The sequence below is a fragment of the Leeia oryzae DSM 17879 genome, from assembly GCF_000376945.1.
GTDB lineage: Bacteria > Pseudomonadota > Gammaproteobacteria > Burkholderiales > Leeiaceae > Leeia > Leeia oryzae.
In genome coordinates, this window is sequence record NZ_AQXU01000020.1 from 186670 (window position 1) to 210822 (window position 24153).

Annotated in this window: 23 protein-coding genes; 12 read left to right on the top strand and 11 right to left on the bottom strand. The window is 55.4% G+C overall.

What is annotated here, in order from left to right; genetic code table 11:
• Positions 1–17: 17 nt before the first annotated feature.
• Positions 18–1103 carry a hypothetical protein gene (locus F552_RS0107400; RefSeq protein ID WP_018151096.1) on the bottom strand — a complete coding sequence of 362 codons (1086 nt, stop codon included), beginning with the start codon at positions 1101–1103 and terminating at the stop codon, positions 18–20.
• Between the two features lie 428 nt (positions 1104–1531).
• Here F552_RS0107400 and F552_RS0107405 point away from each other — a divergent pair, with 428 nt between their 5' ends.
• The 4 genes from F552_RS0107405 (at position 1532) to F552_RS0107420 (ending at position 5665) form a co-directional block, all read left to right on the top strand.
• Positions 1532–2203 carry a GntR family transcriptional regulator gene (locus F552_RS0107405; RefSeq protein ID WP_018151097.1) on the top strand — a complete coding sequence of 224 codons (672 nt, stop codon included), beginning with the start codon at positions 1532–1534 and terminating at the stop codon, positions 2201–2203.
• 257 nt (positions 2204–2460) lie between these two features.
• Complete coding sequence (locus F552_RS0107410) at positions 2461–3450, top strand: LacI family DNA-binding transcriptional regulator (protein ID WP_018151098.1); 990 nt, start codon at positions 2461–2463, stop codon at positions 3448–3450.
• Positions 3451–3502: 52 nt separating this feature from the next.
• Positions 3503–4717 (top strand): AGE family epimerase/isomerase, encoded by a 1215-nt coding sequence (locus F552_RS0107415; RefSeq protein WP_018151099.1) that lies wholly within the window; start codon positions 3503–3505, stop codon positions 4715–4717.
• Positions 4718–4744: 27 nt separating this feature from the next.
• On the top strand, positions 4745–5665 hold the full coding sequence (locus F552_RS0107420) for a carbohydrate kinase family protein (RefSeq protein ID WP_018151100.1): 921 nt from the start codon (positions 4745–4747) through the stop codon (positions 5663–5665).
• Positions 5666–5779: 114 nt separating this feature from the next.
• Here F552_RS0107420 and F552_RS0107425 read toward each other — a convergent pair whose 3' ends face one another.
• The 3 genes from F552_RS0107425 to F552_RS0107435 are packed head-to-tail and all read right to left on the bottom strand — an operon-like array spanning position 5780 to position 8247.
• Entirely contained in the window at positions 5780–6280 is a 501-nt protein-coding gene (locus F552_RS0107425; protein WP_018151101.1) for a 2-thiouracil desulfurase family protein, read from the bottom strand.
• 1 nt (position 6281) lies between these two features.
• Positions 6282–7379 (bottom strand): 6-phosphofructokinase, encoded by a 1098-nt coding sequence (locus tag F552_RS0107430; protein WP_018151102.1) that lies wholly within the window; start codon positions 7377–7379, stop codon positions 6282–6284.
• A gap of 58 nt (positions 7380–7437) precedes the next feature.
• Positions 7438–8247, bottom strand: coding sequence for a sulfite exporter TauE/SafE family protein (locus F552_RS0107435; RefSeq protein ID WP_018151103.1), 810 nt, complete (start codon positions 8245–8247; stop codon positions 7438–7440).
• Between the two features lie 94 nt (positions 8248–8341).
• On the opposite strand from F552_RS0107435, the gene F552_RS0107440 reads away from it, so the two are divergent.
• Complete coding sequence (locus F552_RS0107440; RefSeq protein ID WP_018151104.1) at positions 8342–9130, top strand: AraC family transcriptional regulator; 789 nt, start codon at positions 8342–8344, stop codon at positions 9128–9130.
• 7 nt (positions 9131–9137) lie between these two features.
• On the opposite strand, the gene F552_RS0107445 is transcribed toward F552_RS0107440, so the two are convergent.
• From F552_RS0107445 to zwf, 7 genes are all read right to left on the bottom strand, one after another.
• Entirely contained in the window at positions 9138–9683 is a 546-nt protein-coding gene (locus F552_RS0107445; protein WP_018151105.1) for a GAF domain-containing protein, read from the bottom strand.
• A 65-nt stretch (positions 9684–9748) separates the two neighbouring features.
• Positions 9749–10618: an NADPH-dependent 7-cyano-7-deazaguanine reductase QueF gene (gene queF / locus F552_RS0107450; protein ID WP_018151106.1), complete on the bottom strand. Its 870-nt coding sequence runs from the start codon at positions 10616–10618 to the stop codon at positions 9749–9751.
• Positions 10619–10884: 266 nt separating this feature from the next.
• Positions 10885–12540, bottom strand: coding sequence for a glucose-6-phosphate isomerase (pgi, locus tag F552_RS0107455; RefSeq protein WP_026182490.1), 1656 nt, complete (start codon positions 12538–12540; stop codon positions 10885–10887).
• A gap of 2 nt (positions 12541–12542) precedes the next feature.
• Positions 12543–13391, bottom strand: a complete 849-nt coding sequence (gene hexR, locus F552_RS0107460; protein WP_018151108.1) for a transcriptional regulator HexR — start codon at positions 13389–13391, stop codon at positions 12543–12545.
• 75 nt (positions 13392–13466) lie between these two features.
• A complete protein-coding gene (locus tag F552_RS0107465; protein ID WP_018151109.1) occupies positions 13467–14498 on the bottom strand; it encodes a glucokinase in 1032 nt (343 codons plus the stop codon).
• A complete protein-coding gene (gene pgl, locus F552_RS0107470; RefSeq protein WP_018151110.1) occupies positions 14488–15174 on the bottom strand; it encodes a 6-phosphogluconolactonase in 687 nt (228 codons plus the stop codon). The genes F552_RS0107465 and pgl overlap by 11 nt, the downstream gene beginning before the upstream one ends.
• A gap of 6 nt (positions 15175–15180) precedes the next feature.
• The gene (gene zwf, locus F552_RS0107475) at positions 15181–16641 is read right to left on the bottom strand and encodes a glucose-6-phosphate dehydrogenase (RefSeq protein WP_211208246.1); all 1461 of its coding nucleotides are present in this window, start codon (positions 16639–16641) and stop codon (positions 15181–15183) included.
• 311 nt (positions 16642–16952) lie between these two features.
• Between zwf and edd the strand changes: the two genes are divergently transcribed.
• The 7 genes from edd to F552_RS18730 all read left to right on the top strand — a co-directional run bounded on the left by edd (position 16953) and on the right by F552_RS18730 (position 23977).
• Positions 16953–18767, top strand: coding sequence for a phosphogluconate dehydratase (edd, locus tag F552_RS0107480; RefSeq protein WP_018151112.1), 1815 nt, complete (start codon positions 16953–16955; stop codon positions 18765–18767).
• A 29-nt stretch (positions 18768–18796) separates the two neighbouring features.
• Complete coding sequence (gene eda, locus F552_RS0107485) at positions 18797–19420, top strand: bifunctional 4-hydroxy-2-oxoglutarate aldolase/2-dehydro-3-deoxy-phosphogluconate aldolase (protein ID WP_018151113.1); 624 nt, start codon at positions 18797–18799, stop codon at positions 19418–19420.
• A 138-nt stretch (positions 19421–19558) separates the two neighbouring features.
• On the top strand, positions 19559–19861 hold the full coding sequence (locus F552_RS20340; RefSeq protein WP_083917446.1) for an FmdB family zinc ribbon protein: 303 nt from the start codon (positions 19559–19561) through the stop codon (positions 19859–19861).
• Positions 19852–20532 (top strand): DUF502 domain-containing protein, encoded by a 681-nt coding sequence (locus F552_RS0107495; protein ID WP_018151115.1) that lies wholly within the window; start codon positions 19852–19854, stop codon positions 20530–20532. The genes F552_RS20340 and F552_RS0107495 overlap by 10 nt, the downstream gene beginning before the upstream one ends.
• Positions 20533–20604: 72 nt before the next feature.
• The gene (aspS, locus tag F552_RS0107500) at positions 20605–22413 is read left to right on the top strand and encodes an aspartate--tRNA ligase (RefSeq protein WP_018151116.1); all 1809 of its coding nucleotides are present in this window, start codon (positions 20605–20607) and stop codon (positions 22411–22413) included.
• Between the two features lie 152 nt (positions 22414–22565).
• Positions 22566–23321 carry a DeoR/GlpR family DNA-binding transcription regulator gene (locus F552_RS0107505; RefSeq protein ID WP_018151117.1) on the top strand — a complete coding sequence of 252 codons (756 nt, stop codon included), beginning with the start codon at positions 22566–22568 and terminating at the stop codon, positions 23319–23321.
• Positions 23322–23332: 11 nt separating this feature from the next.
• Entirely contained in the window at positions 23333–23977 is a 645-nt protein-coding gene (locus F552_RS18730) for a HugZ family pyridoxamine 5'-phosphate oxidase (protein WP_018151118.1), read from the top strand.
• Positions 23978–24153 lie beyond the last annotated feature (176 nt).

The following is a 24153-nucleotide window of genomic DNA, read 5'->3' on the forward strand; positions in this document are numbered from 1 at the left end:
CACAGTCAAGTAGCCGATCAGTTTGGCTGCACCGCTGTTGTCGCATCAACGGCCAGAAATAGCGGCGCACCTTCTGCATTACGGTCCGGCAAAATCTGCTCTGCCACCGTGACATCCGTCACCTGACATTCTTCAAAGAAAATCTGCATCATGTGCAGCACCGACTCGATCTGGTCCAGATCATCCAGCGGCCAGACAAAGCGCTCGGCCACATCAGGCTGCAAACGTGACCCGATGGTGACGCGAATCTCTGCATTGTCGTGAATGGACACTACCGCAGCCGGATCACCCACCCCTTCTCGTGCCCGACGAATGATCGCACTAGCAAACAACTGGAAAGCTACTTCCAGACAGGTGAAACGGGCATCACGCTGACCAGCCACCACGCCTGTCAGCGCACGAGGCATCACAAACAGGGTCAGGCCTTCGGTTTGCCATTGCTGCTGCAGCAGTTGGCTCAATGCCATGCCCCACTTGCCGACTGGCGCACCGACCATGGCACGCTGACGGCTGGCATCCTCTACCACAATCCCCACAATAAACCGCAACTGCACACGCTCACGACTATCCACAGCCACCGGTGATGCAGGCAGTTCAAACGGGAAGCCCTGCGTCGCCAAAGTGGTTGCCAAGGCAGCCTGATACCATTTAGACATCGGGATGGCAGACAGCCCGGCCAGATCCACCAGCTCGCCCGACATCCAGACATGGTTACTGGAATCCATCACGCCATGTTCGACCAGCAAGGCACGCATTTCCAGCGGATTAGGAATCAGGGCAGGAATGGTATGGGGTTGTCTTGCGCCCGCCACAATCACCAGCGGAATGGCAAACAAGCGCACCAGCTTGCCGTCCTCACGCTCGCGGCTGTTTGTACCGTCAGCCAGGCCTGCCACCGCTTTCCAGACATCCCGACGGGTAGCGACAGGTAATGCAGTCAGAAGCTGTTGCAGCTGCTCGTCGTGCCCTGCAAACAGCATGTCTTCAATGGCATCTGCGGGTACGGTTTGTGCTGCCGGGTTGGCAAGCCAGGACTGCAAACTGGCAGGAAGTGCGTCAACGTTGGTCAGTGGCTGGCTAGTACGAGGATCTGGGAGGTACATGGAAGTCCTGATTACATCTGATTGATATAGAAGCCGAATTATACCAAGCATCAGCTCATCACCCGATGGTTTTTTGCCATCGTCAGACGACTGCCAGGTGACTTTTTATAAAATGCTTGATGCTGGCAAATTTCTGACACAAATTATTTGTATATTGTATACATATTGCTAGAATATAAAACATGACCCGCCGGGAGATACAGGCGATGACATCCAAGACCAAGCCAGGTATTTCCTGACCGTCAGCCGATGAATGATCCATGATGGCCTGCAACCTGCCAGCACGCATGATAGGCCGAGACCGTTGATGCATATCACCGAATTTCGGCTGGCGGCATGACCGGGCCAGTCAGCGCATTTGCGCCCGGCGCTAGACTTTTTCTGCGTGGAGTGTTAAAAGCAAGTCACGTTTCTTTTTTGAAAATATTATGAGCAAGACACCCATCATTTCCCGTCAAACCCTGACCGGTGCCGTGACCGAGGCGCTCCGTACCCGCATCCTGAATGGCGAACTGCCAGATGGTAGCCAGTTGCGTCAGGAAGCCTTGTCACTTGAGTTTGGTGTCAGCCGGGTTCCCGTCCGGGAAGCCTTGCGTCAGCTAGAAGCCGAGGGTCTGATCCAGATTTTTGATCACAAGGGTGCCATCGTTACCCAGTTTTCGCTCTCGGACATCAAAGAGCTTCTGGATATCCGGGTCATGGTGGAGTGCGACCTGATCAGCCGTGCTACACAGGCAAAACAGCCCGGTGCATTTGATGAGGCAGAAAAACTGCTGCAACAATTTGAAGAAGCGCTCAAAAAGCAGGATATAGGACTGTGGGGCCGACTGAATGCCCAGTTCCACATGGCACTGTACAGACCGGCGGGCCGTCCGCACAGCATGGCACTGGTCGAATCTCTATTGAACAAGACCGAACGCTATACCCGCATGCAGATCCTGTATGCAGACTTCAGCGAACAGGCCTTGCAAGAGCACCGCAATCTGCTGGCATTCTGCAAGCAAGGCGATGCAGCCAAGGCGACCAGTTACCTGAAAGAACACATTCTGGACGCAGAGAAAGCGCTGGAATCGTTTTTCGAACAACGCCAGCATAGCTGATCCGGCAAATGCATCGGGCCTCATCACTCCGTCAGATGAGGCCTCCTCCCTTCCCCTGTTCCACTAATTCCCCCTAAAGCACACAGTATTGCTGTTGGTTGCGCGGTATCACGCCCAACGTTTGTCTGCTGGCGCTGGTTTCCGGCCTTCCCATACCTGATGCATGACCGTCTATCGTTTCTGCAGGATCATACTTTTATTTCTGACAGATTGCGTTTAGAATAAACTAAACAATTGCTAAACAAATTATCAAAGGGATGCTTGTGTCTGTAACGGTCAGAGATATTGCCAGAGCTACCGGGGTATCCATCGGAACTGTCTCGCGTGCGCTAAAACAACAACCCGGCCTGACTGAGGCAACGCGCCAATTGATTCTGGAGGCGGCAGAGCAACTGGGTTATGACTTTAGTAAACTGAAAACCGGCAAGTTGCGGCGCGTGTGTTTTCTGCTGCATCGTCAGCACAATACGCTGGCCAGCTCACCCTTTTTCTCGCCGGTGTTGCATGGCGCAGAATCCGCCTGTCGGGAAATGGACATTGTGCTGAGTTTTTTATCCCTCGGGCCGGCAGACCCGGTGTTATCCCAGCTCAAGCGGCATGATCCGGATGCCATTGTGTGTGCCGGTTTCTTTGAACCGGAAGTATTGGCGCTGATCAAAAGCCTGGGCAAACCGGTTGCCCTGATTGACGCCATGGCGACCGGTTTACATACCGTTAACCCGGACAATATGCGCGGCGCCTATCTGGCCACACAGCACCTCATCCAACAGGGCAGGCAGCGCATCGCCTACCTGTCTGGCTCGCAGGCCCATTACAGTATTCGTGAACGTGCGCATGGCTACCGCAAAGCCCTGTTTGATGCGCGCCAACTGTCAGACCCGGATCTGGAAGTAACCCTGAACCCGGACATGCCGCTGGAAGAAGCCGCACGTGAAGCCACGTTGCAATTGCTGTCACTACCGCAGCGACCAGATGCCATTTTTGGCTTTAATGACTCCGTCGCCCTGGCAGCCATGAGAGTCTGTCTGGCAGAAGGTTTGCGCGTGCCGGCAGACATCGCCATTGTCGGCTTTGATGACATTGATGCCGCCCAGCAATCCATTCCGTCGCTGACCACCATCCATGTCAACAAAGAAGCGTTGGGCCGGGAAGGCATACAACTACTGCAGTTGCATGAGCAAGACACGATGGAACAGCGAATTCAGCCAGTAGAACTCGTGATCCGGCAAAGCTCGGCCAGTGCCTGAATCACCTTGCCCACCCGATCATCTTACGTCTCCATTTTTGAAGGAACTTACCGTGAGCTACCCAGACTTCCGCTCGGCCAAAACGCTCCGTACCCATATTTTGCAAACCATGGCGTTTTACTACCCGCGCTGCGTGGACCCGAGTGGCGGCTTTTATCACTTCTTCAAAGATGACGGCACGGTGTATGACAAACATACCCGGCATCTGGTCAGCAGCACCCGCTATGTGTTCACGTTTGGCATGGCGTATCGCCAGTTTGGCAACCCGGAATATCTGGAAGCCGTGCACCATGCGCTCCGCTTTTTGCGCGAGGCGCATCGCAACCCGGCTACCGGCGGCTATGCATGGCAGTTGTCGTGGCATGATGGCCAATGCCGTATTGAGGATGGCACCAATCACTGTTACGGACTGGCGTTTGTCTTGCTGGCGTATTCTCACGCCATCATGGCAGGAGTAGCAGAAGCCAGAGCCTGGCTGAATGAAACCTGGGAACTGATGGAGAAGCGCTTCTGGGAGCCTCAGTACGGTCTGTATGCAGATGAAGCCACGGCAGACTGGCAGATCAAGCCGTACCGGGGACAAAACGCCAACATGCATGCCTGCGAAGCCTTGATCGCGGCATTTGAAGCAACCGGGGAGATTCGCTTTCTGCACCGTGCAGAATTGCTGGCACACAATATCAGCATCCGTCAGGCGGCCTTGGCCAACAACATGATGTGGGAGCACTACACACAAGACTGGCAAGTCGACTGGGAATACAACAAGGATGACAAGACCAATATTTTCCGCCCATGGGGTTATCAGCCGGGCCATTTGACAGAGTGGGCCAAACTGCTGCTGATTCTGGAACGCCATCAAGACCATCTGCAAGGTCACTCAGACTGGCTGCTGCCTCGCGCCATCAACCTGTTTGATACCGCCATGGAAAAAGCCTGGGACCACGAACACGGCGGCATTTTTTACGGGTTCGGGCCACAGAACGAAATCTGCGATGGCGACAAATACTTCTGGGTGCAGGCAGAAAGCCTGGCTACGGCGGCCTTGCTGGCCCACAGAACGGGTAAAGAAGGCTATTGGGACTGGTACGAGAAAATCTGGGCATACAGCTGGGATCACATGATTGATCATCAGCATGGTGCCTGGTACCGGATCCTGACGGCAGATAACCGCGCTTACAGCGATGAAAAGAGCCCGGCTGGCAAAGTGGACTATCACACCATGGGTGCCTGCTACGAAGCACTGAACGTACTGCCCGCCGCCAATTAACATCTCGTCATGACACAGGAACAGAACATGAGTACAACCCTGCCCCGCTTTGTCGCCGCTGGCGAAGCACTCACCGATATTATCCGCACTGGTGAAGACACCTGGGTCACCAAAACCGGTGGCGCCACCTGGAATGTGGCGCGCGTCATGGCCAAACTGGGGGTGCCCAGCGCCTTTGCCGGTGCTGTCAGCCGCGACATCTTTGGCCAGGCCTTGCGCCAGGCAACCGAAGACGCACAGCTCGACATGCGTTTTTTACAGCAGCCGGACAAATCTCCGTTGCTCGCCATCGTGCATGAAACACAACCGCCCAAGTATTTCTTTATCGGGGATGACAGTGCAGACCTGCACTTTGACCCCTCCCTGCTGCCAACGGGCTGGGAAGGTGCTGTGGAATGGGTACATTTCTGCGGGGTAAGCCTGGCAAGACAACCACTGGCCGGCAAACTGGTGGCATTGGCAGAAAAGCTCAAGGCGGCCGGGGTCAAAATCAGTTATGACCCGAACTTCCGGGTGCTCATGGATGAACATTATGATCCGATCCTGAACGCCATGACCCGACTTGCCGATATCGTCAAGGTGTCGGATGAGGATCTGGCGGGCTTGTTCCGCACGCACGATATTGACACCGCATTCGATACCCTGCGCAGCTGGAACCCGAACGCCGCCTTTCTGTACACCCGGGGAGAAGAAGGTGCTTCTATCCATATTGGCGAACAATCCTGGTCGGCCAAACCGCCAAAAATTGAGGTTATCGATAGCGTAGGGGCCGGCGATGCCAGCATTGGCGGCTTTCTGTATAGCCTGATGTACCACACCGACCACACGTGGGCAGAACACTTGCGATACTCGGTGGCTGCCGGCGCCGGTGCCTGCCTGTCAGCAGGGGCCAAGCCACCAAGCGTAGAACAAATTGAAGCGCTGTATCAGCAAACTACGGCACTTTAAGCAGGCCTTGGGTGTAGGGGGATTGGGTAAGGGAATTTGGTGGATGGAGTAATGCGATATCCACCACCCCATCACCAAGCCATCCACAGATCACACGTCTTATCTTGGGGTCGGTCAGCCTAAGCCGTCCAGATACGCAGCCACCTCTGCCAACTGATGCTGGTTAAACACCACAATCCCATTGGCAACCAATAATGCAGCAGTGACGCCCTGCCCGTCTCTTAATTGTCGCTGAAAGGTACCATCATAAATTTGCGCATTCCCGCAAGAAGGACTTTTGGCGGTCAGAATCGCAACAGCACATTCATGTCGCAACGCCAATTCAAGTGCCGTATGCGCGCCCTGTACAAATGCACCCGATACGTCCTCGTCTCCTTGGGTCGTCACCTTGGCCAGACCATGCAATACCTGCTGACCAGCCCCATGCCGGATTTCGGCTGCCGGACGTGGCACTGGCAAGCCGCCCGCCAGCTCCGGACACACCGGCACCACTCGTCCCTCCGTTTGCCACTGCTGTAAATGCGTATCCAGAACTGACAGCGCCTTGCCGTCATAACGAACCGGCTGCCCTAACAGACAAGCACTGACCAAGATTTTATGTGGTTTGCCCGGCACGTCAGATATCCCCCAGGCACACGCCCAGTTGTCTGGCCATTTGCAATACAGGGTGATCTACCGGGATCACTTTTCGGGGCGCTAAAGCATCCGTAATCGGTACCGTGACCACCTCGGCGCCTTTCAGTGACACCATCACTCCGGTTTTGCCAGTACAGGCGCACGCCGCGGCCAACGTCCCGAAACGGATCGACAGCACCCGGTCAAAACTGGTGGGCGAACCGCCTCGCTGCAAATGCCCCAAGACGGTGACACGCGCCTCAAGCCCGGTACGCGCCTCGATTTCTCTGGCGACAACACTGCCAATCCCGCCCAAGCGGACCGGGTCGGTCAGTCGCTCGTCCCGAATCAGAATCTGCTCACCCTTCCCGGGCAATTTGGCCCCTTCTGCCACACAGAGCAGCGAATAGCGCATGCCCTCTTCATGGCGGGCTTTCACCTTGTCACACACGGGCGCCCAGTCCCAGTCGACCTCCGGCAACAAGATCACATCGGCAGCCCCTGCCAGGCCACCCCACAAAGCAATCCAGCCTGCGCTCCGCCCCATGACTTCCACCACCATGACCCGGTGATGTGACGATGCGGTTGTTGCCAGCTTGTCCAGCGCCTCGCACACTGCGGCAGTCGCCGTATCAAACCCGAACGTCTGGTCTGTGGCGGCCAGATCGTTATCAATGGTTTTAGGCACCCCTACAATCGGGATCCCCATCTCGGCAAATTTGCCGGCCAGCTGCATGGTACCGTCTCCACCCACCACAATCAGGCAATCCAGCCCCCAGGCGCGCGCATTGGCCAGCATCCGGTCAGCACAATTCACCAGAACGACACTGCCATCCGCTTGCGTCTGATGATAATGCCACGGGTCCCCTTTGTTGGACGTCCCCAGGATGGTGCCGCCATCCGGCAAAATCCCTTCCGTATTGGATAGGGTCAGCTCCCGCATCCGCCCTTCTACCAAGCCTTCGAAACCATCTTCAATCCCCAAGACCCTGGCACCATAGTGGCGTACCGCCGTCTGGACAACCGACCGGATGACCGCATTAAGACCGGGGCAGTCCCCCCCGCCCGTCAGAATACCGATACAGGCTGGCTGATTCATATGAAGCTCTCATTCACAAAGTAAATACCATGCCAATACGCTATCACTTACCGGATGGTTACACAAACACCATCGCCAGAATCACCACCCCCAGCAACCCGAGATAACCATACGCATGCCATTTATCCGGCAGCCTCGGTAAAAGCCGAATAGCCACTTGCATACCCAGACCTGCACTACACATGAGGATAATGGCGGCGGGCCAGTAGATAGCCCCGGCAATAAAGCCGCTCGACCCTGCTCGTCCTGCAGGGGCCATTTGCAGATATACCATGCTACCGGCCATGGCAACAGGCAAACTGAGCAGGTTCGCCATGGCGGTTGCTTGCTGCATGGCATACCCCTGCCGGCGTAGCCACGGTGTTGTCATGACGCTTCCGCCCACCCCTAGCATGGCGGCGATACTCCCCACCGCCAGTCCAATCGGTAACTGCAGCCAACACGCGGCAAACAAACCCTCATTTTGCAATTCACGCTTGCGATGCAAGAATCCCGGCCGGCATACGGCGTCCAGCCAGGAAAATGCCAGATACACCAGAAATGCCACCTTCAGGTAACGGGCGCTCAACTGCATGCCAGCCCATGCGCCCAATGTGGCACCCAACGCAATCCAGACGAGTAACCTGACAGGTATGTTTGCCAGCTTGCCAGCACGCCATTGCACCCAGCTTGCCAGACTGGCGTTGCCACACATCACCAGCGTCGCGGTAGCGATGGCCAGATGCAAATATCCTGTCGTGGCGTCGCCGAGCAATAATGGCAAGACATACGCCAGCAACGGAACCAGTACAAATCCACCGCCAAACCCAAACAGAATGGACGTTATCCCCGTCAGCATCCCGCAAACCCATAACCCCAGCCACACCATCACTCACCCCTGCCTCAAGCAAAAGCACAGCTTAATGGCTTGTGGGTCGTCACTCTTGCTACAATAAGCCAATCAATGATTTAAAAGTGCCAATATGGAACAAGTCCTCGCCAGTGACTGGGAACATATTCCAGAAGATGTGCTGGCCATAGAAAACCGCTACCCCCAAGGGCATCAACTGTCCCTGCACCAGCATCTCAGACATCAGCTTTTATTTGCAGCTCACGGCATGATGAAGGTCATAACGGCCGATGGAAGCTGGATTGTTCCGCCGCACCGTGCGGTCTGGATTCCTGCCGGGACACAACACGCTGTCAGCATGCTAACCGCAGTCACGACCTGCAGCCTGTACATACGGCCTGATGCGCAGCCGCTTATGCCTGCCCGCTGCACGGTCATTGACGTGAGTCAGTTACTACATCAACTGTTGATTGAAGCACCCAGGCTCCGGCAAGATTACACGCACCATATCCGTGAAACCCATTTGATGGGGCTGCTGCTGGCAGAACTGCCACGCATGCCACACGCAGACCTGAACTTGCCGCTACCAGCCAACTACCCGGCCATGTCAGAACTCTGCCTGCAATTCATACAGCAACCGGACATTCATCAACCCATGTCCGTCTGGTATACCCGGCTCAATCTCAGCCGACGGACATTCTGCCGCCACTTCCGGCAGCACACAGGCATCGGGTTTCAGCAATGGATACAGCAAGCATGCGTGTTATCTGCGCTGCCGCGCTTGATCAATGGAGAAGCCATTACAAGGATTGCATTGGATTTGGGGTTTGAGCACCCCGGCGCGTTCACCACCATGTTCCGACGGCTAACTGGCTACGCGCCGAGCGTGTATCTGCGGTGGCAACGGAACACAGCCGATTAAGCTGGCATCAGGCGGATTGGGATGGACTCAGGATATCGGCAAGGGCATGGCACAATTTGGCGGCGCCATCCTGCACCAGCAAGGGAAATGGCAGGTTATGCTTTTGGTTGATCAGTTGCAGCACACCAACCAGTTGCTGGTCAGACGGACGAAGGATCGGACAAGCCAATACCTGCCGGGTCTGGTAGCCGGTTTGCTGATCGATCTCGGCACGGAACTGCAAATCCGGGCTATAGCGCGCCAATTCTGCGGCATCATAGGCATTGGCAATATTCAGGCTTTGCCGATGCAGGGCGCAGTAACCGGCAATGCTCTGTTCAGAAACCGGCAAGGAGATTTCCAGAGCGTCGTTCAGACCGGTTTTGACGGTGGCGATAATCGAGTCCTGATCAGCAGACAGCACATACACCGTCAGGCGATCGGCCCCCAACAAGGGGCAGGCACGCTCAGCCAAGAGCGGCAACAACGCATCGCCACCTTTAAGCTGCCGGAGTTCCCGGACAAGCGATTGCAATTGTTCCTGAAAAACTGCGGGGGCATGCTGTTCCATCATCTCGTCTCCTGTTTGATGCCTGTACCTGCATCACCACCATGCAGATATGCTAACAGAATAGTGACTTATTGTCTGGCTGTGCGCGTATTTTCCGGTAGCCCTTGCGGGAAATTGGTCCGGAACGGGTTGATATCCAGACCGCCGCGTCGGGTATAGCGGGCGTAAACCGACAGCTTGATTGGTTTGCATTGGCGCATGATGTCGGTAAAAATCCGTTCCACGCACTGTTCATGAAACTCGTTATGCTGGCGGAAGCCGATCAGATAGCGCAGCAAGCCTTCATGGTTGATCTGCTGGCCGACATAATGAATCTGCACGCTCCCCCAGTCAGGCTGGCCAGTCACCAGGCAGTTGGATTTGAGCAAATTGGATACCAGCGTTTCTTCCACCGGGGCTTCGCCATCTTCCTCTGCCGATAGTTGCAAACCGAGCAAGTCCGGATTGGGTGAATACTGGTCCACCTCGATATCCAGTACGTCAATCAGGTGCCCCTGTAGCTCCGCCAGTTTCTGCCCCTCAAACCGGTCTACCCCCAGAATCTGCACCCCGACCGACGCACCGGCCGCTTGTGACAAATCCTTCACCAGCAACTCTCGCAAGGCAGTCACACTGTCCAGCCGTGTCTGGTTAAAACTGTTGAGATACAGTTTGAAGGATTTGGATTCGATGAGGTTAGGCGAATCGGCCGGAATGGTGAATACGGCCAGCGCCACCTGCGGTTTACCTTTGCTGTTCAGCCAGGAAAGCTCGTAACCGTTCCAGATATCCACCCCCATGAAAGGCAGTTTGCCCGCGGCAACGCCAATCTCGTCACGCTTTTGCTGACGCGGAATAGGAAACAGCAGCGACGGGTTGTAATGGTCGCAGTAAGTAACGGCTTTGCCGAGCGGAGAAGCTTCAGGAATCTGCGAAGGTGTATCGATATTGGATGACATGAGATGGTTACCACAAGAAAACGTCTATATGACAGATGCTAACACACAAGGCTGCGTGATTCATCCGGTCAGCACGTTCTCTTGCCGCCAGCGTCCACCGAATGGACACAGGCAACCAGCAGGGTAACACCTGAAAAAAACAGGCGAATGTGCACCCCCATGGCACCATTCGCCTACGGGACAACACCCTCCCCAAAAACGGAAAGGCTGACAGCGGATATCGTCAGCCCCCCGAAAGCGGCGCTCCGGTTAACGTCTTGTAAAAATCACGCTTTGCCGGATTTGGTAAACCGTCGATAGTATTCGATCAGCTTACGTGTAGAGCAGTCATGTTCAGAGACATCACTCCCCTCCATCAATTGGACATGGATTTTCTTGGCAAGTTGCTTGCCGAGCTCCACCCCCCATTGGTCGAAAGAGTTGATACCCCAAATTGTACCTTGGACGAAGATTTTATGCTCGTACAAGGCAATCAGCGCACCCAGATTTCTTGCATCCAGGGTCGACAGCAAGATGGTATTGGTTGGCCGGTTACCGTCAAAGACCCGGTGCGGGATCATTTGTTCCAGCTCTTCGCCGTGCAGCCCCTGCGCCACCAGTTCTTCGCGAACCTCTTCGGCGGTCTTGCCTTGCATGAAGGCCTGCGCCTGGGCAAAGACGTTGGACAACAGAATGTCATGGTGGCCAGGCATGGAGTGCCGGCTGTCAATCGAACAAATCAGGTCGATTGGGGAAATATGCGTCCCTTGGTGCAACAACTGGTAGTAGGCATGCTGGCCGTTGATACCGGTTTCACCCCAGATAATCGGTGCCGTTTCATGGTCTACCCGTTCACCATCCCGGTTGACCTGCTTGCCGTTCGATTCCATGTCCAGCTGTTGCACATAGGACGGGAAGCGATGCAGATACTGGTCGTACGGGGCAATCACGTGCGAGCCACCACCATAGAAGTTCATGTACCAGATACCCAACAAGCCTAGCAGCACCGGCATGTTCTTTTCCAGCGGCGCGTTGCGGAAATGCTGATCCATCAGATGGGCGCCGTTGAGCAGCTCGTAGAAATGGTCACGCCCCAGCGCCAGCACAATCGGCAAGCCGATGGATGACCAGACCGAGAAACGTCCGCCCACCCAGTCCCAGAATTCGAACATGTTTTGCGGGTCAATCCCGAAGTCGACGACTTTCTGGCGGTTGGTAGACACGGCGACAAAATGCTTGGCAATCGCCTTTTCATCCTTGGCTGCGGCCAGAAACCATTCGCGCGCCGTCTTGGCATTGGTCAGGGTTTCCTGGGTGGTAAAGGTTTTGGATTCGATCACGAACAGCGTGGTGGCCGGATGCACTTCTTTGAGCGTTTCGGCAATCTGGCTGCCATCCACGTTAGACACAAAGTGCATGTGCATGCGTGGATGGGCATACGGTTTCAGGGCTTCGTACACCATCTGCGGCCCGAGGTCTGAACCGCCAATCCCAATCGATACGACATCGGTAATCGGCTGCCCGGTATAGCCCAGCCAGTCACCCGCACGGACGCTGTGCGCAAAGGCACACATGCGGTCCAGCACGGCGTTCACCTTGGGCATGATGTTTTCGCCATCGACCAGGATCGGGCTGTTGGTCCGGTTCCGAAGCGCCACATGCAGCACGGCACGCTTTTCGGTAAAGTTGATTTTCTCGCCATTGAACATGGCGGCAATGCGTTCGCTCATGCCACGCTCTTCGGCCAGCTTCACCAGCAATTGCATGGTCTCTGGCAGAATGCGGTTCTTCGAATAATCCAGCAGAATCCCGCCCACTTGTAGCGAAAACTTGTCAAAACGTGCTTCGTCCTCGCGGAACAGGTCACGCATGTGTAAATGACTCTGTTCCCGGAAATGGGCCCATAGAGCTTGCCATGATTGGGTTTCTGTTAATTTGGACATGATCAGACGTCTTCCCCGTTTTTCACCCGTTTTTCTTTCAGGCTACGTTTTGCTTTTTCCAGTTGAAGAATGGCTTGTGGCCCACGCTTGAGCGCGACCCCCACCGCTAGCACATCAATAATGACCAGCTGAACCAGACGGGACAGCATGGGTGCATATACTTCGACGTCTTCCTGTGCATCTGCGCCAAGGGTGACCGTGGCCAGTTTCGCTAGGGGGGTTCCGGAAGGCGTAATCGCAATCACACTGGCGCCAACAGAGAGCGCCATTTGAACAGAATGAAGAATATCGGTAGAACGGCCGCTGGCAGACACCACCACCACCACATCGCCTTCGCTTAGCACCGCTGCCGCCATACGATGGACGTGCGGGTCAGAATAAGCAACGGTCGGTACGCCGTAGCGGAAAAACTTGTGCTGGGCATCCTGGGCAATAATGCCGGAATTACCCTGCCCATAAAATTCGATCCGTTTGGCATCCGACAATAAGGCAATCGCCTGTTGCAGCGCCTGTGCAGACAAATCGTTACGACATTTGAGTAGCGCAGAAATCGTGTTATCAAATACCTTGGCAGACAAATCGGACACCGAGTCATCGCGTGTCACGCTGCTGTGTACAAACGGCACGCCACTGGCCAGGCTATTGGCCAGCCGGCGTTTAAAATCTGACAAGCCGTCACACCCCAGGCTCCGACAAAAACGGATCACGGTGGGCTGGCTGACTTGGGCCACACGCGCAATCTCGGCCACCGGTGCTTCGACAGCCCATCTTGGCTGGTCCAGCACTTGTTGTGCCACCAGGCGTTCTGCCTTGGGCAGATTATTTAGCTGATGGTTGATCCGGTTAAGCACAGCGTTCTCCCTTATTTGTTGTGTGACGAGTACCCGTTTCCTGCACGACAACCGCGGGTTATCCTGGTCTCGCCCTTATTGCTCTCGCACAAATTGCTGAAGTGCGGCAACCGCACCCGTAAAGGCCGGATATTTAGCATGAATTACAAATGCAGGTACAGCTTTTAAGTATTCGGAGAAGCGGCCTTTTGCCTCAAAGCGGGCACGAAATGGCGATTTGGCAAAATAATCTCCCAGTCTGGGCACGACCCCACCACCAATAAAGCAACCGCCCCGCGCGCCTAGCGTCAACGTCAGGTTGGCTGCAGCCGTCCCCAACATGGCGCAGAAGAGATCAATCGTTTCCCGGCACTGTACATCGGCACCCGATACCCCCAGCGTCGAAATATCCGCAGGGCTGTAGTTCAAATGCGGTACACCATCCAGATGACACACGGCTTCATAGATCAGCGTCAGGCCCATTGGCTCTTCACCACCACCGCCACACAGGAAACGCTCTGTCGACACATGCGGCTCATGTCCACCCAGCCGGGTTTGCGCAAAGTCCATGATGGCTCGCTCCCGCTCGTTAAAGGGCGAGAATGTGGCGTGCCCGCCTTCGCCGGACAAAGCCACCCAGCCGCCGTGGCCATTAGGCACCAGGCCTGATACACCCAAGCCCGTACCTGCGCCCAGCAGCGCAATGGCGGTGTCCGGGACTTTGTCTCCGCCACCCACCTGCACGGTTTCTTCCTTGCTCAAGTGTGGCAAGGCCAGCGCGAGTGCCGAAAAGTCATTCAGCATCAATAATTTCTTCAGACCCAGCTCTGCCTGCAAACCGGAAATCGAAAACCGCCAGCTGTGATTGGTCATCTGTACCAGATCACCGGCAATCGGGTTGGCAATGCCAAACGCCGCATAGTCCGGACGGTCTGCCGGTGCCGCCATACCGACTTGCTGCAGATAGGCCTCTGCGGCGTCGCGCAAGGTCGGATAATCACGGGTCGGCAACACCTGCTCCTCGCGGAAAGTATCGGGCGCAGCTGTCAGATCGTGGTCAAACAAGGCAAACCGGGCATTGGTCCCGCCAATGTCCGCAATCAGCCAGGGTTTCTGTTTACCGGGCATAGAACACCTCCACCGGTGTGGATGACTGCGCCAGCACAAAACTCACTGGCCAGCGTTTTTCGGCCTGCTGGCTGGCCAGATCAAATACCGCCTTTTTGCCCTCGCCGGCAAACTGCAAGAAGACCCGTCCGGCATTCAAAATCGCCGGCAACGTCAAACTCATCCGCTCCGTAGGTTCAACGGCCCCTACCTGCGCCAGACACAACGGCGCATCAGCCACCAGGCCAGCATCCAGCGCCGGACTAGCCGGGAACAGAGAGGCGGTATGTCCGTCATCCCCCATGCCAAGCACAACCAGCGCAAAAGGCAACGGCAAATCGGCAAACACGGTGTTCAAATCCGCCTCCGCCGCTTTGGCAGAGGCTGCGTGGTTATACATCGGCACGAAAGTGGCTGCGGCTGCGTTTTCCTGCAGCAAATGCTGCCTGACCAGCGCTTCATTGCTGGCGGCATGGTCATTTGGCACCCAGCGCTCGTCTACCAGCGTAACGACCACTCGGGACCAGTCCAAGTCCGTCTTGCGCAGCGCTTCAAAGACAGGCACGGGCGACTTGCCACCCGACACGGCAATCACGGCCTTCTCATGCATGCTTAAATGCGTTTTCAATGTCGCCGCCATAGCCTCTGCCAGCGCAGCGGCCTGCTGTCGGGTATCTGCAAATTCATGGAACGTCATGATCGCTTATGCCTCTTCGTGCCAGGACAAACCGTCGCGGGACAACAAAGCAGAAGACGCCGCAGGCCCCCAGGTGCCGGCCGTGTAAGGTTTTGGCGAACTACCGTCCTGCGCCCACACGTTCATGATCGGCTCTACCCACTTCCAGGCCTGCTCCAGTTCATCCTGACGCACAAACAAAGACAGATTGCCGCGAATGGTATCCAGCAGCAGGCGCTCATAGGCCTCTGCACGGCGGATGGAGAAACTGGCGGCAAAATCCAGATCCAGATGCACCTGCTGCAAGCGCATATTGTCGCCAGGCGCTTTTGCCAGGAAATACAGCTTCATGTGTTCTTCTGGCTGCAGGCGAATCACCAGCTTGTTGGGTGAACTGATACCACCCGGTGCCGGGAAAATCTGATGCGGCACATCGCGGAAATTAATCACGATTTCTGCCAGACGGTCAGCCATGCGCTTGCCGGTTCTCAGGAAGAACGGCACACCGGCCCAGCGCCAGTTGGCAATTTCACAACGCAAGGCCACAAAGGTTTCCGTTGTACTGTCCGCGGGCACTCCTTCTTCTTGCAGGTAACCCACCACCGGCTGGCCGCGGGATGCCCCCGCCTTGTACTGGCCACGCACCGTTTTGGTGAGCACGTCTTCATTGGTATACGGCACCAGCGCACGCAGTACTTTCAGTTTCTCATCCCGAATCGCGTCCGAATCCAGATTAAACGGTGGCTCCATGGCCACAAAGCACAGCATTTGCAACAAGTGGTTCTGCACCATGTCTCGCAGCGCACCAGTGTGGTCATAAAACCCGCCACGCTTTTCAATGCCCACTTCTTCGGCAATGGTAATCTGCACATCGCTGATCCATTCCCGACGCCATAGCGGATCAAACAATGCGTTACCAAACCGCAATGCCATCAGGTTCTGAACCGACTCTTTGCCCAGATAATGGTCAATACGGTAAATCTGGCGTTCCTGGAAATACTTGCCGACAGACTGATTAATATCGTTGCTGGACTGCAAATCGTGACCTAGCGGCTTCTCCAGCACCACACGGACATTGTCACCGTTCATGCCTTGGGCGGCCAGATTCTGGCAAATACCAGTAAACAGGGACGGGCTGGTCGACAGGTAGTAAACGGTGACCTCTGCGGACTCTGCATTCACGGCCTCTTTCAAGGCCGGATAATCATCTGCATTTTCCGCATCGATCCGCACATAATGAATACGATTGGCAAACTCGGCCCAGGTCGCATCAGACCAGTCCGCTTTGGGCAGGAACTCGCGCGCCTTCGCGCTCACCTGCCCGTGATAATCGTCTTGAGAAAAATCGCGACGGCCCAGACAAAGAATCCGTCCCGGGCCCAAACTGCCAGATCGATGCGCCTGATACAAGGCTGGCAGCAGCTTTCGCATCACCAGATCACCAGTACCTCCAAACAACACCATATTAAATGATTGAGTTGTTGTCACAGCGCACATCCTCTCTTGCAGTCATCATTAGCCACGCAGGGTGGTGACTCTTTATTGGAATACTCTACCGCTACCCGCGGCCCGTCAAATCCGGATCAGAACAAGGCAGGCGCCACGCGCGCCACACACCCCGATGACAACCCAGCCAGACAGTCAATGTAACAATACTACTAATTTAATTTCACAATGTCCAGTACAACATCAACCCCCGTACAATCCTGCAATATATTGATATTTATTGAACAAAATTCACCTTGACATACACCGGCAACGTGGCGTTAAATGTAACAATCCTACAAGAGATCAATATCATGGCCCTGCACCCAACGCTCATCGATGTTACCAACCGGATCAAACAACGCAGCCAGCAAAGCCGGTCTCAATACGAGGCCCGCATGCAGGCCGCCAGACTGTCCGGCACCACGCGGGACCACGTCTCCTGCACCAACGTAGCGCATGCCTACGCCGCCATGCCAAAGAACGACAAGCTGACGCTAAAAGCCGCAAAAGCGCCAAACGTTGGCATCATCACCTCCTACAATGACATGCTGTCCGCGCATCACCCCTACGCAAACTACCCGGACATCATCAAAGAAGCCGCACGCGCTATTGGCGCAACCGCACAAGTTGGCGGCGGCACGCCCGCCATGTGCGATGGCGTCACCCAAGGCCAGCCAGGCATGGAGCTTTCGCTGTTCAGCCGCGACATCATCGCCATGAGCACCGCCATCGCCCTGTCACATCAGGTATTTGATGCCGGCCTGTATCTGGGTGTCTGCGACAAGATCGTTCCCGGCCTGCTGATTGGGGCACTGCGCTTTGGCCATCTACCCGCCGTGTTCGTCCCGGCCGGTCCGATGACCTCCGGTATCGCCAATTCAGAAAAAGCCAAAGTGCGCCAGTTGTATGCAGAAGGCAAAGTAGGCCGAGACGCCCTGCTGGAATCCGAAATGGGCTCGTACCACAGTGAAGGCACCTGTACTTTCTACGGCACCGCCAACAGTAACCAGATGCTGATGGAAATCATGGGCCTGCATATGCCAGGCGCTGCATTCATTACGCCCGGCACGCCACTCAGAAAAGCATTGACCGAGGCAGCCACTCAGCAGGCGGTCAAACTGTCACAACAAGGCAAGACGCTGGCCGACATGATCACGGTTGAAGCCATCGTTAACGGCATTGTTGGCCTGCTCGCCACCGGCGGCTCCACCAACCACGCCATCCACCTGCCGGCCATTGCCCATGCAGCCGGCATCCAGATCAACTGGGACGATTTCAATGACCTGTCAGCCGTCGTTCCTCTGCTGGCTCGCGTTTATCCTAATGGCAAAGCCGATGTAAACCATTTCCACGCCGCTGGCGGCATGGCCTTCCTGATCAACGAACTGCTCAATGCCGGCCTGTTGCACGACAATGTCGAAACCGTCGTCGGTAGCGGCCTGCACCTGTACACCCAGGAACCTCATCTGGTAGACGGCCAGGCGGCCTGGAAACCAGGCACCAAGGTTAGCGGCGACCCAACGGTACTCAGCCCTGTCGCTTCTGCATTCAGCGCGGACGGTGGACTGCGTCTACTCAAAGGCAACCTTGGCCGCTCCGTGATCAAGGTCTCTGCTGTTGCAGCAGAACATCGCAAGATCACCGCACCCGCTATCGTCTTTAACCATCAAGACGAACTCCTGTCCGCCTTCAAACGTGGCGAACTGGAGCGCGACTTTGTAGCCGTCATCCGCTTCCAGGGGCCGCGCGCCAATGGCATGCCAGAGCTGCACAAACTGACACCGACACTCGCCGTCCTGCAAGAGCGTGGCTTCAAGGTCGCACTGGTGACCGACGGGCGCATGTCCGGCGCATCCGGCAAGGTACCCGCCGCCATCCACATGAGCCCCGAAGTTCTGTCTGGTGGCGCCCTGGGCAAAATCAGAGACGGTGACATAATCACGCTCGATGCCGAAGCAGGCGTCGTCACGGCAGAAGTCCCGGAAGACATCTGGTCACAACGCGAGATCGCCGTTCAGGATCTCAGCCAGAACCAGTTCGGCTTTGGTCGCGAGCTATTTACCGGCATGAGACACCACGCCAGCAACGCAGAATCCGGCGCCCTCACGTTCAATTTCAACGATTAAGCCACCGCACACGCAAGCGAGACCACGACATGAATCTAGATCAAATTATTGCCGCCACCACCGTGATGCCCGTCATCGTCATCGACGATCTAGACACAGCCATCCCGCTTGCCAATGCACTGGTCGCTGGCGGCATCCGCACGCTCGAAGTGACACTTCGGACACCCAAAGCACTGGAAGCCATCAAAATCATCAAGGCAGAAGTCCCCGGCGCCATTCTGGGTGCGGGCACCATCACCAAAGCCAGCCAGCTGGATGCCGTGATCGCCGCAGGCGCCAGTTTTGGCGTCAGCCCGGGTAGCACACCCGCCTTCCTTGACGCCATCAAGGCAAGCGGCCTTCCTTTCCTGCCAGGCGTCATGACACCGTCAGAAGCCATGGTCGCTCGTGACGCAGGTTTTGAAGTCCTGAAACTGTTTCCAGCCGTCCCTGCCGGTGGCGTAAAACTGCTGGATGCCATTCGTGGTCCGCTGCCAGAAATCAAGTTCTGTCCAACCGGCGGCATTACCCCGCAAACCGCACCAGACTTCCTGAAACTGCCAAACGTCGTGTGCATTGGCGGCTCATGGCTAACCCCTAAAGATGCCATCGCCAGGCAAGACTGGGCCGAAATCACCCGCCTTGCCCAAGAAGCCAGCGCACTGCGTCCATAACCACCCAAAGCCTGCTTGCACAGCAGGCTTTTTTCTTCCGCAAAAAAACCACGTCAACCACCAGTTTTACATCAACCCTCACCAAAATCAGGTATAATTACAGGTTTGTATTGCACTTGTGATTTAGAGGTTTTGATCATGCCGATTTATGCATATCGCTGTAACAGCTGCGGTTTTGCCAAAGACGTTTTGCAAAAAATATCTGACGCACCACTGACAGACTGCCCAGAATGCGGCAAGTCCACGTTCTCTAAGCAACTCACTGCCGCCGGCTTCCAGCTGAAAGGCTCAGGCTGGTATGTAACCGACTTCCGTGGTGGCTCTGGCTCCGCCAGCACACCTGCATCAGGATCGTCATCCACATCAGCAACCACCACCAGCAGTGCTTCCAGCACAGAAAGCGCTGCTACCCCCGCATGCGGAGCAGGTGGATGCGCTTGACCTTCCTATCGCTACGTCGCTACCTGCTGACAGGCCTGCTCATCTGGGTCCCGCTCGTCATCACCTTGTGGGTGCTACAGCTGATCGTGGGCACACTGGATGGCATTTTTCACTGGTTACCAGAACAATGGCAACCAGAAACCCTGATCCGTTTCCAGATCCCCGTGATTGGCCTCAACGTCAAAGGACTACCCGGCTTAGGTGTCATCATCACGCTACTAGTGTTGCTACTCACTGGCGTGACGGTCTCAAATATCCTGGGCAAGCGCATCTACACCCTGTGGGAAAACCTGCTTAGCCGCATCCCAGTGTTCAAGACCATTTACAATAGCGTAAAACAAGTCTCAGACACCCTGTTTTCCAGTAACGGACAAGCATTCCGCAAAGCACTTCTGGTGCAGTATCCGCATCAGGGCAGCTGGACGATCGCTTTCCAGACCGGAACGCCATCAGGACAGGTAGCAGACTTGCTGCCACCAGACATGATCAGCGTCTACGTGCCCACAACGCCTAACCCGACCTCAGGTTTTTTCCTGATTGTCCCCAAGGCAGCGGCCAAAGAACTGGACATGACCGTTGACGAAGCACTGAAATACATTATTTCGATGGGTGTTGTCGCGCCAAAACATGCGCCAACCATCATCCAGACAGACAAAACCGTCACACCCTGATTTTTCAACAGGCGGCCCGTCAGTCAGAATTAACCGAACACACATACAAACAAACGAAAGACATACATCAACATGCGTACCGAATACTGCGGATTGGTAGATACACGTTTCCTGGGACAAACTGTCACCCTTTATGGCTGGTCACACCGTCGTCGTGACCACGGTGGCGTTGTATTTATTGACCTGCGCGACCGTGAAGGCCTGGTTCAGGTCGTATGCGACCCGGACAATGCAGCTACCTTCGCCGTTGCCGAAACCGTCCGGAACGAATTCGTACTCAAGATTGTCGGCCGCGTTCGCCCACGTCCAGAAGGTACCGTAAACCCTAATCTGGTATCCGGCGCCATCGAAGTCATCGCCGATGAAATCGAGGTACTGAACCCTTCAGTGACCCCACCGTTCCTGATGGATGATGACAACCTGTCAGAAAATACACGTCTGACCTACCGCGTACTGGACCTTCGTCGCCCTGCCATGCAGAAAAACCTGCGTCTGCGCTACCGTGTCGCGATGTTGATCCGTAACTATCTGGACGCACAAGGCTTTATCGACGTTGAAACCCCGATGCTGACCCGCAGCACGCCAGAAGGCGCGCGCGATTACTTGGTGCCGTCCCGCGTGCACGATGGCCAATTCTTCGCCCTGCCACAGTCCCCTCAGCTATTTAAGCAGCTGTTGATGGTTGCTGGCTTCGACCGTTACTACCAGATCACCAAATGCTTCCGTGACGAAGATCTGCGTGCAGACCGCCAGCCAGAATTCACCCAGATCGACTTGGAAACTTCATTCCTGACCGAAAACCAGATCATGGACATCACCGAAGGCATGGCTCGCCACACCTTCAAGGAATCCATCGGTGTTGATCTTGGCGAATTCCCGCGCATGTCTTATCAGGATGCCATGTACTACTATGGTTCAGACAAGCCTGACCTTCGTGTGACCCTGAAGTTCACCGAACTGACAGACCTGATGAAAACAGAAGAATTCAAGGTCTTCCGCGGTGCAGCAGACATGCACAATGGCCGTGTTGTCGCCTTGCGCGTACCAAATGGTGCATCCCTCTCCCGTAAAGAAATCGATGACTACACCCAGTTTGTCGGCATCTACGGTGCCAAGGGTCTGGCTTACATCAAGGTAAACGACAAAACCAAGATCACCAACGACGAAAGTAGTGGCCTACAGTCTCCAATCGTCAAGTTCCTGTCTGTGAATGCCCTGAATGAAATCATGGCCCGCACAGAAGCTCAGGATGGCGACATCATCTTCTTTGGTGCAGACAAAGCCAAAGTCGTTAATGAAGCAATCGGTGCCCTGCGTATCAAGATCGGCCACGAGCGTGGTGAAGCCAATGGTTACTTCGTGAAAGAATGGCGTCCGCTGTGGGTGCTTGACTTCCCGATGTTTGAATACGACGAAGAAGATGACCGCTGGACAGCATGTCACCATCCGTTCACCTCACCAAAAGATGGTCATGAAGACCTGATGACCAGCAACCCTGGCGCCTGCCTGGCCAAAGCCTACGACATGGTGCTGAACGGCTGGGAAATCGGTGGTGGCTCAGTGCGTATTCATAAAGCAGACGTACAGAAGAAAGTCTTTGATGCATTGAAGATCACACCTGAAGAAGCCCAAAACAAATTTGGCTTCCTGCTGGATAACCTGCAGTTCGGCGCACCACCCCATGGTGGCCTGGCATTTGGTCTGGATCGTCTGGTAACACTGATGACCGGTGCCGAATCCATTCGTGACGTCATCGCCTTCCCGAAAACCCAGCGCGCCCAGTGTCTGTTGACCAGCGCACCAAACTCGGTAGACGACAAACAGCTGAGAGAACTGCACATCAAACTGCGCAATCCACCGCAGCTGGCAGCAGCCGAATAACACGGTCGCACCCAAGCCATTAAAAAAGGCCACTAGCAGATGCTAGTGGCCTTTTTTTGTCAAAAATTCCCTACATAACTCTCTAACCGATGCCTAACTTGGTATGATGCCTCATAACGTTTTATTCAGCTCAATCAAGGAATTATCAGCTCATGTGGCAAGAAGAGCGTCATCAGCGCATCAAGGCATTACTCTCCGCACAGCAGCGCATTTCGATTGAACAGATCATCTCGACCCTGAATGTATCCCGAGAGACCGTCAGGCGCGATGTACTCGCCATGGAGCAGCAAGGCCTGCTAAAAAGAGTCCACGGCGGCATTATCCAGACAGAAGATGAAGCCCCGATTGCAGAACGCGCACAGAGCCGGGTTCAATACAAAAGAGACATCGCCAGAGCCACCCTGCCTTTTATCAGGCCAGGCCAAACCCTCTTCATGGATGCAGGTACTACCACCACCATTCTGGCAGAAGAACTAGCACAAATAGGCGGCGTGACCGTCATCACCAATTCTTTTGATGCCGCCCTAAAATTACGTAGCGCTCCCAACATAGAAATCATTGTGCTGGGGGGTAATATCAACCACAGGGCACCAGCGACTATCGGTAGTAAAGCAATTGCAGAAATCTACCAATACAAGGCTGATCTGGCCCTGCTATCACCTGTCGCCCTGGATGTGGTTCAGGGTGCGTGCAACTATGATTACCAAGAAACAGAACTGGCCCAAGCCATGGCCAGACAATCAAAAGCCCGACTCATCCTGGCGGACTACAGCAAACTTGGACAAAGCAGTCGGGCACAGTACTGCGCACTCAAAGACATTACCCAGTTGATTACCAATAAGAAGGCCAAAGAAAACCCCGCTTTGCAAGAAATTGCCCAAGCAGTTCCACACATTATTTTTGCTTAACCTGAGCCAGCATGAAAATTCCAGCCAGCACTGCACAATATTTTGTACGGGCAGCAAGAGAAGCAACCCTCGCAACCCACTCCACCTACCTGCCAGATTTTCCACACGCCTCCTGGGTGCCCATCTGCAGCGATCACACCGGCTGCCCGGTGTTCCTCATCAGCCACCTCGCTGAACACACCAAAAACCTCCAGGCATCACCCAATGCAAGCCTGCTCATCACACAGCAAGGCGATAAAACCACCACCCGGCTAACGCTGATAGGCACCGCCACCCCCTTTGACCCAACGCTCGACGAACTGGACCGATTCACTAAGCTGTTACCAGAGAGCAATGCATACCTGAGCCTGGGCGGCTTCCGCTTCTACCGCTTCCTCCCGCAAGCCCTGCGCTTCATCGCCGGCTTCGGCCAGATGGGCTGGCTAGCCGGCACCACCTACCTTGCCGACTGCCCAGGCTTTTCCCCAGAGGAGTCCCGGCAACTGCTCACCGAACTTCAGCGCACGACAGGATGGACGCTCCTCACCCTCGATCCCTACGGTCTGAACCTGTCTACCTCCACAGACACCAACCTACGCGTGAGTACACCATCCCCACTCCTCGCCCCTGAAGCCTTCGCCGCCTGGTCGCGTCAGATCCTCTCCACACTGACCTAAGGCCACTATGAGGGATGTATGGGCAACCCTTGCCATTCATTTTCCCGGCCCGCTATTCCCCCGTCCCAAACGTAAAAAGCCCCTGATCGTCAGATCAGGGGCTTCCTGTGGGGTGCCCGGCAGTGTCCTACTTTCACAAGCGCAATGCTCACTATCATCGGCGCTACGTCGTTTCA

Bases quoted from the DNA above. Each gene is read 5' to 3' on its own strand.
- F552_RS0107400 (WP_018151096.1), bottom strand. From the start codon at position 1,103: ATGTACCTCCCAGATCCTCGTACTAGCCAGCCACTGACCAACGTTGAC.
- F552_RS0107405 (WP_018151097.1), top strand. From the start codon at position 1,532: ATGAGCAAGACACCCATCATTTCCCGTCAAACCCTGACCGGTGCCGTG.
- F552_RS0107410 (WP_018151098.1), top strand. From the start codon at position 2,461: ATGCTTGTGTCTGTAACGGTCAGAGATATTGCCAGAGCTACCGGGGTA.
- F552_RS0107420 (WP_018151100.1), top strand. From the start codon at position 4,745: ATGAGTACAACCCTGCCCCGCTTTGTCGCCGCTGGCGAAGCACTCACC.
- F552_RS0107430 (WP_018151102.1), bottom strand. From the start codon at position 7,379: ATGAATCAGCCAGCCTGTATCGGTATTCTGACGGGCGGGGGGGACTGC.
- F552_RS0107435 (WP_018151103.1), bottom strand. From the start codon at position 8,247: ATGGTGTGGCTGGGGTTATGGGTTTGCGGGATGCTGACGGGGATAACG.
- F552_RS0107440 (WP_018151104.1), top strand. From the start codon at position 8,342: ATGGAACAAGTCCTCGCCAGTGACTGGGAACATATTCCAGAAGATGTG.
- F552_RS0107445 (WP_018151105.1), bottom strand. From the start codon at position 9,683: ATGATGGAACAGCATGCCCCCGCAGTTTTTCAGGAACAATTGCAATCG.
- queF (WP_018151106.1), bottom strand. From the start codon at position 10,618: ATGTCATCCAATATCGATACACCTTCGCAGATTCCTGAAGCTTCTCCG.
- pgi (WP_026182490.1), bottom strand. From the start codon at position 12,540: ATGTCCAAATTAACAGAAACCCAATCATGGCAAGCTCTATGGGCCCAT.
- F552_RS0107465 (WP_018151109.1), bottom strand. From the start codon at position 14,498: ATGCCCGGTAAACAGAAACCCTGGCTGATTGCGGACATTGGCGGGACC.
- pgl (WP_018151110.1), bottom strand. From the start codon at position 15,174: ATGACGTTCCATGAATTTGCAGATACCCGACAGCAGGCCGCTGCGCTG.
- edd (WP_018151112.1), top strand. From the start codon at position 16,953: ATGGCCCTGCACCCAACGCTCATCGATGTTACCAACCGGATCAAACAA.
- eda (WP_018151113.1), top strand. From the start codon at position 18,797: ATGAATCTAGATCAAATTATTGCCGCCACCACCGTGATGCCCGTCATC.
- F552_RS20340 (WP_083917446.1), top strand. From the start codon at position 19,559: ATGCCGATTTATGCATATCGCTGTAACAGCTGCGGTTTTGCCAAAGAC.
- F552_RS0107495 (WP_018151115.1), top strand. From the start codon at position 19,852: ATGCGCTTGACCTTCCTATCGCTACGTCGCTACCTGCTGACAGGCCTG.
- aspS (WP_018151116.1), top strand. From the start codon at position 20,605: ATGCGTACCGAATACTGCGGATTGGTAGATACACGTTTCCTGGGACAA.
- F552_RS0107505 (WP_018151117.1), top strand. From the start codon at position 22,566: ATGTGGCAAGAAGAGCGTCATCAGCGCATCAAGGCATTACTCTCCGCA.
- F552_RS18730 (WP_018151118.1), top strand. From the start codon at position 23,333: ATGAAAATTCCAGCCAGCACTGCACAATATTTTGTACGGGCAGCAAGA.